This is a genomic window from Rhizobium sp. J15 (genome assembly GCF_002531825.1).
Classification (GTDB): domain Bacteria; phylum Pseudomonadota; class Alphaproteobacteria; order Rhizobiales; family Rhizobiaceae; genus Rhizobium.
The window spans coordinates 128,245-134,385 of record NZ_NWSX01000015.1; the positions used below are offsets into that span (position 1 = coordinate 128,245).

The 6,141-nt window shown below is 61.5% G+C and carries 4 protein-coding genes and 1 tRNA gene; 4 read left to right on the plus strand and 1 reads right to left on the minus strand.

Going from position 1 to position 6,141, the window contains the following annotated elements; translation table 11 throughout:
* Positions 1–29 precede the first annotated feature (29 nt).
* Entirely contained in the window at positions 30–368 is a 339-nt protein-coding gene (locus CO670_RS15865) for a KTSC domain-containing protein (protein ID WP_097591107.1), read from the minus strand.
* 271 nt (positions 369–639) lie between these two features.
* Here CO670_RS15865 and CO670_RS15875 point away from each other — a divergent pair.
* The 4 genes from CO670_RS15875 (at position 640) to CO670_RS15890 (ending at position 5,994) form a co-directional block, all read left to right on the plus strand.
* Positions 640–713, plus strand: a tRNA-Cys gene (locus CO670_RS15875).
* A gap of 436 nt (positions 714–1,149) precedes the next feature.
* Positions 1,150–1,815 (plus strand): protein-L-isoaspartate O-methyltransferase, encoded by a 666-nt coding sequence (locus CO670_RS15880; protein ID WP_176538951.1) that lies wholly within the window; start codon positions 1,150–1,152, stop codon positions 1,813–1,815.
* Positions 1,816–2,149: 334 nt separating this feature from the next.
* Positions 2,150–3,034, plus strand: coding sequence for a DUF2497 domain-containing protein (locus CO670_RS15885; protein ID WP_097591109.1), 885 nt, complete (start codon positions 2,150–2,152; stop codon positions 3,032–3,034).
* A 116-nt stretch (positions 3,035–3,150) separates the two neighbouring features.
* Positions 3,151–5,994, plus strand: coding sequence for a valine--tRNA ligase (locus CO670_RS15890; protein ID WP_097591110.1), 2,844 nt, complete (start codon positions 3,151–3,153; stop codon positions 5,992–5,994).
* The last annotated feature ends 147 nt before the right edge of the window (positions 5,995–6,141 follow it).

Here is a 6,141-nt window from a genome sequence, read left to right on the forward strand (position 1 = left end):
GGGGTGGTCTGCCCGGTGGAAAGCCGTATCTAGTTCGACCTCAATTCGCTCGCCTCAAAAATTCCGCTATTGCCCGGGTCGAGGCTGGTTGCCATCAACAGGCTGCAGGCGGCGATGAGGAGGGCGAGCTTCAGCCCGTAAGACGCCACGGAGCCGCGTCGCCTGTGGTGCGGCGAGACGCGACAGGGAGCGATATAATACTGGTAGTAGAAGTGCGGATCGCTCGTTTCCAGCAGGTTCTGGTAGACGTGGGGAGGGATATCCGCGTGTTTCACCGGTCGGGAGCCGGGGAATTTTACCAGCAGATCCCGAGTTTCCGCATTATATGCCGCACGCATGTGCTTCGATTTGAGGGCGGCCCAATCCATCGCGGCTCCTACGCAGATTCCATGCCCTCCCGATGAAATAAGATGTCCGGAGGGTGATCGAAGTCAAGCTTGGGATTTGTTTCAAATGTGATCGTTGGCAGGAAATGGAGCATCGTCACCCTAATGGAAACCTTGGTCTGCGACGGATCGTTCCAGGATAGGAAAATGACCTTTTCGGCAGCATCCGAAAGCCGTTTTTCCGAAATGCCCTCTTGCGATTTCCTTACGATCATTCTAAACGCTCGCCACGGCTCGAACAACGAGCAGGTGAGGCCTCGTGGCGGAGTGGTGACGCAGAGGACTGCAAATCCTTGTACCCCGGTTCAATTCCGGGCGAGGCCTCCAAATTCTCCCACATGACATGATCAGCTTGAAACGCGGTCATCCGGCCGCATCGGATCGGCCTCGGCCGGCATAAGGTGCGGCTGAAGCCATGCGGGGAGAATCGAGCGCGGTTAGGTGCGCGGCCGTCTCAGGTCGCTTTGCCGTCCAGCAGCCCGCAGCAGAAGATGCCGATGAGCGCTGCGACGATGAAGAAATCGAACAGCGTCAGATATTCGAAAATCGCAGACATGGCCTGCTCCTCCTGTTCCTCCGCGAAAATCATAGCATGAAGAGGCGGAAGATTCCACGCGGGAGTTGCAGCGTTGCCCATGCCTGCTGTGGCGTGGAAGAAGCGTCCGCCGGATTCTTTTCGCCGGCCGCTGCCAAGCCTTGAAAGCATTCGTGGCGGAGATTAAGAGACGAGGGACAGGAACCGCTTTTCAAAGAGCGAGAGGACATGATGGATTTCGAAGCAGCGCGCGCAAAGATGGTCGATAACCAGGTTCGCACGACGGACGTTACCTCGCATTCCGTGCTGACGGCGTTTCTCACGGTGCCGCGTGAGACTTTCGTGCCGGAGAAGGCGAAGGTGCTGGCCTATATCGACAACGACGTCGAGATCGCCGCCGCCGCGCCCGGCAAGCCGGCACGCTTCCTGATGGAGGCTTCGCCGCTCGCCAAGCTGCTGCAGCTGGCCGCCATCACCAAGGATGATTTCGTGCTCGAAGTCGGCTGCGGCACGGGCTACACCTCGGCGTTGCTGTCGATCATCGCCGGCTCCGTGATCGCGCTGGAATGCGACGAGGCGCTGGCTGCGGAAGCGAAGGCGAAGCTTGCCGGCTACGGCAAGGTCGAGGTCGTGACCGGTCCGCTCGAAAAGGGCTACGCCGCCGGCGCTCCCTATGATCTGATCTTCATCAACGGTGCGGTCGAGGAGGTTCCTGCGGCCCTTCTCGGTCAGTTGCGCGACGGCGGCCGCCTCGTCACAGTCGAGGGCTACGGCAACGCCGCCCGCGCCAAGGTCTTCGTCGCCGAGCGCGGCGCCGTTTCGGAAAACGTCTTCTTCAACGCCTCCGTCAAGCCTCTGCCGGGTTTCGCCAAGGCGCGCGAATTCGTTTTCTGAGGCCGTCTTCATCGATGAAATTCTTAAGCGGGCGCCATTGGCGTCCGCTTTTTTGTCGGCGCCGTCGGAAAGCCTTCACAAACGCCGCCTATCCTGAATCCTCCGCGTCGAGCCGGGTGGAATAGGGTACGTTTCAACTCTGTTTCACCCCTGTCGTCGCCGGGAAAATCATCATCGGCTTTCCTGCGGCAAACATTGGGTAACAAAACTGTGCATGGCCCCATTCATTTGATTCGCGATGATTTTTTTCACGCCTGGGGTATTCTAAGGTCGTGGTGATTCGGATGACCGCTCCACACCATCCGGTCGTTGTTTTGGGATAACGGGGATAGATATGGCTCAGCCAAGTGTAGCGCGTGAACCGTCCATGGAAGAAATTCTGGCCTCGATCCGCCAGATCATCGAAAGCAATGAGCCCGGCGCCGGCAAGGCGATTTCCGCATCTCTGCCGCCGGTCTACGGCGCCGACGAGGATGAGAACGGCTCCGAAATCCATCTGACGGTTGATGATACCTATGCCGGCGTCGAATTCCCCGAGCCGGTCGCACGCTCCTCGGCCGATCCGCGCTTCGTCGCCGCCAATTCGGCCGGCACCGCCCCCGAGCCTGAAGTGCCCGCCCGCGCGCTGTCGCTCGCCGATGTCGCCGCCCGCGTGCGCGCCGCCTCCGAGCGCAGTGCTGCGCAGGCCGGTCAGGCGCTGCGCGAAATTCCGAGCGCCTTCCGTCAGCCCGAACCGCAGCCGGCTGTAATGCCAGAGCCGCCGCGCGCCGCCGCGCCGCAGCCGCAGCCACAACCGGTTCCGCCCGTTTTCCCGGTTGCTCCGGCGCCGGTTCAATATGCTCCGGTCCAACAGCAGCCGGCCGAGCCGGTGTTTGCGGAAGCGCCGAGAGTAGCCGTCGCCGAGCCGGAACCTGCCGTCGAAGTCGCGCCGCCGGCGCTGGAGCCTGCCGCAGAATCGTCGAGCGAGCGTTTCCTTCCGAGCGTCATGGAAGAGGTCCAGCCGACGCTGCTCTCTGAGGATGCCGGCCTGCAGATCAGCCGCTCTTTCGAGGAACTCGCCGCCGCCATCGACGGCGCCGAGCGCCGCTCGCTGGATGAGATCGCAGAAGACATGCTGCGCCCGATGCTGCGCGAATGGCTGGATGATAATCTGCCGACGCTGGTCGAACGGCTGGTGCGTGAGGAAATCGAGCGCGTGGCGCGCGGCCCGCGCCGCTGATCGGATTGCTTTTTCCTGAAAAGCCGCTCCGGTCTCCGGGGCGGCTTTTTTATTGACTTGGCCGTGCCCATCCTATTTACAAAACCCCATCCTCGAACCTCGAAATTGGCCAGAAAATGCTCGACAAGACCTATGATTCCGCTGCCGTCGAACCGAAAATCGCCGCGAAATGGGATGAGGCGGACGCCTTCCGCGCCGGCGCGAACGCCAAGCCCGGGGCCGAGACCTTCACCATCGTGATCCCGCCGCCGAATGTCACCGGCTCGCTGCATATGGGCCACGCGCTCAACAACACGCTGCAGGACATCATGGTGCGCTTCGAGCGCATGCGCGGCAAGGACGTGCTCTGGCAGCCCGGCATGGACCATGCCGGCATCGCCACGCAGATGGTCGTCGAGCGCAAGCTGATGGAACAGCAGCTGCCGGGCCGCCGCGAGATGGGCCGCGAAGCCTTCATCGACAAGATCTGGGAGTGGAAGGCTGAATCGGGCGGGCTGATCTTCAACCAGCTGAAGCGCCTCGGCGCCTCATGCGACTGGTCGCGTGAACGCTTCACCATGGATGAGGGCCTGTCGAAAGCGGTCGTCGAGGTTTTCGTCACGCTCTACAAGGAAGGCCTGATCTACAAGGACAAGCGCCTCGTCAACTGGGATCCGAAGCTCTTGACGGCGATCTCGGATCTCGAAGTCGAACAGCATGAGATCAAGGGCAATCTCTGGCATCTTCGTTATCCGCTGGAGCCGGGCGTCACCTATCAATACCCGATCGCTTTCGACGAAGAAGGCAAGCCGACCGAATGGGAAGCGCGGGACTATCTGGTCGTCGCCACCACGCGTCCGGAAACCATGCTGGGCGATACCGGTATTGCGGTCAATCCGGAGGATGAGCGTTACAAGTCGATCGTCGGCAAGCATGTCATCCTGCCGATCGTCGGTCGCCGTATTCCGATCGTTGCCGACAACTACGCCGATCCGACCGCCGGCACCGGCGCCGTCAAGGTCACGCCTGCGCATGACTTCAACGACTTTGACGTCGGCAAACGAGCTGGCCTGCGTGCGATCAACATCATGAATATCGACGGCACGATCGCCATCAAGGACAATGAGGACTTCCTCGAAGGCCTCGACCATCCGGCCGCCCTGCACGGCGCCTGGGACCGCCTGGAAGGGCAGGACCGTTTCTACGCGCGCAAGGTCATCGTCGAAATCTTCGAAGAGGCCGGCCTGCTCGACAAGATCGAGCCGCATAAGCACATGGTCCCGCACGGCGACCGCGGCGGCGTGCCGATCGAGCCGCGGCTGACCGAACAATGGTACGTCGATGCCAAGACGCTCGCCGAACCGGCGATCGCTTCGGTTCGCGAAGGCCGCACCCGGATGGTGCCGAAGAGCTGGGACAAGACCTATTACGAATGGATGGAAAACATCCAGCCCTGGTGCGTCTCCCGCCAGCTCTGGTGGGGTCACCAGATTCCGGCGTGGTATGGCCCGGACGGCCAGGTCTTCGTCGAAAAGACCGAGGAAGAGGCGCTGCAGGCGGCGATCCAGCATTACCTCTCGCACGAAGGGCCGATGAAGGCCTATGTCGAGGACCTGCTGGAAAACTTCAAGCCGGGCGAGATCCTGACGCGCGACGAGGACGTGCTCGACACCTGGTTCTCCTCCGCCCTCTGGCCGTTCTCGACACTCGGCTGGCCGGACGAGACGCCGGAGCTTGCACGTTATTATCCGACCAACGTTCTCGTCACCGGCTTCGACATCATCTTCTTCTGGGTCGCCCGCATGATGATGATGGGCCTGCACTTCATGAAGGACGAAGACGGCCAGCCCGTCGAACCCTTCAATACCGTCTATGTCCATGCGCTGGTGCGCGACAAGAACGGGCAGAAGATGTCGAAGTCGAAGGGCAACGTCATCGATCCCCTGGAACTGATCGACGAATATGGCGCCGATGCGCTGCGCTTCACCCTGGCGATCATGGCCGCGCAGGGGCGCGACGTGAAGCTTGATCCGGCCCGCATCGCCGGCTACCGCAACTTCGGCACCAAGCTCTGGAACGCCACGCGCTTCGCCGAGATGAACGGGGCGAAGAGCGACCCGCATTTCGTGCCTGAAGCCGCTGAGCTCACCATCAACCGCTGGATCCTCACGGAACTTGCCCGTACGGAACGTGACGTTACGGAAGCGCTCGAAGCCTTCCGCTTCAACGATGCGGCCGGCGCGCTCTACCGCTTCGTCTGGAACGAGGTCTGCGACTGGTATCTCGAGCTGTTGAAGCCGGTCTTCAACGGTGAGGACGAGGGCGCCAAGGCCGAAGCTCAGGCCTGCAGCGCCTATATTCTCGAAGAGATCTACAAGCTCTTGCATCCGTTCATGCCCTTCATGACCGAAGAGCTCTGGGCGCATACCGCAGGGGAAGGCAAGGAACGCGACACGCTGGTCTGCCATGCCGAATGGCCCGCACCCTCCTATGCCGATGACGCGGCCGCCGACGAGATCAACTGGCTGATCGACCTCGTCTCAGGCATCCGCTCGGTGCGCGCGGAAATGAACGTGCCGCCATCGGCGACGGCGCCGCTCGTCGTCGTCAAGGCCAACAACCTGACCCGTGAAAGGCTGTTCCGCCACGACGCCGCCATCAAGCGGCTTGCGCGCGTCGAGGCGATATCGCTCGCCGACGATGCGCCGAAGGGTGCGGCTCAGATCGTCGTGGCCGAGGCTACCATCTGCCTGCCGCTCGGCAATCTGATCGACCTTTCCGCCGAAAAGGCTCGGCTGGAAAAGGCGATTGCCAAGATGGAAGGCGAGATATCCCGCATCAACGGCAAGCTGTCGAACGAGAAGTTCGTCGCCAATGCCAATCCCGAGGTCGTGGAGGCTGAACGCGAGCGTCTCGAGGAACTGCAAGGGCAGATGACGAGCTTGAAGATCGCTCTTTCGAGGGTCAGCGAAGCCGGGTAACTTTCGAGAGCCGCTTTGGTAAGACATTTCAAAGACGCGCCGCGCCGGCGCGTCTTTTTTGCTGCCTGCAAGCAGGCGATTCGGTCTCGAAAGCGGCTAACTTCGGGCATCTAGAGCGTCGGGCGCGATTTTTGAATCCTGCTCGAT

What these genes read in the sequence shown, in the direction of transcription:
- CO670_RS15880 (WP_176538951.1), top strand. Translation starts at nt 1,150, where the DNA reads ATGATGGATTTCGAAGCAGCGCGCGCAAAGATGGTCGATAACCAGGTT.
- CO670_RS15885 (WP_097591109.1), top strand. Translation starts at nt 2,150, where the DNA reads ATGGCTCAGCCAAGTGTAGCGCGTGAACCGTCCATGGAAGAAATTCTG.
- CO670_RS15890 (WP_097591110.1), top strand. Translation starts at nt 3,151, where the DNA reads ATGCTCGACAAGACCTATGATTCCGCTGCCGTCGAACCGAAAATCGCC.
- CO670_RS15865 (WP_097591107.1), bottom strand. Translation starts at nt 368, where the DNA reads ATGGATTGGGCCGCCCTCAAATCGAAGCACATGCGTGCGGCATATAAT.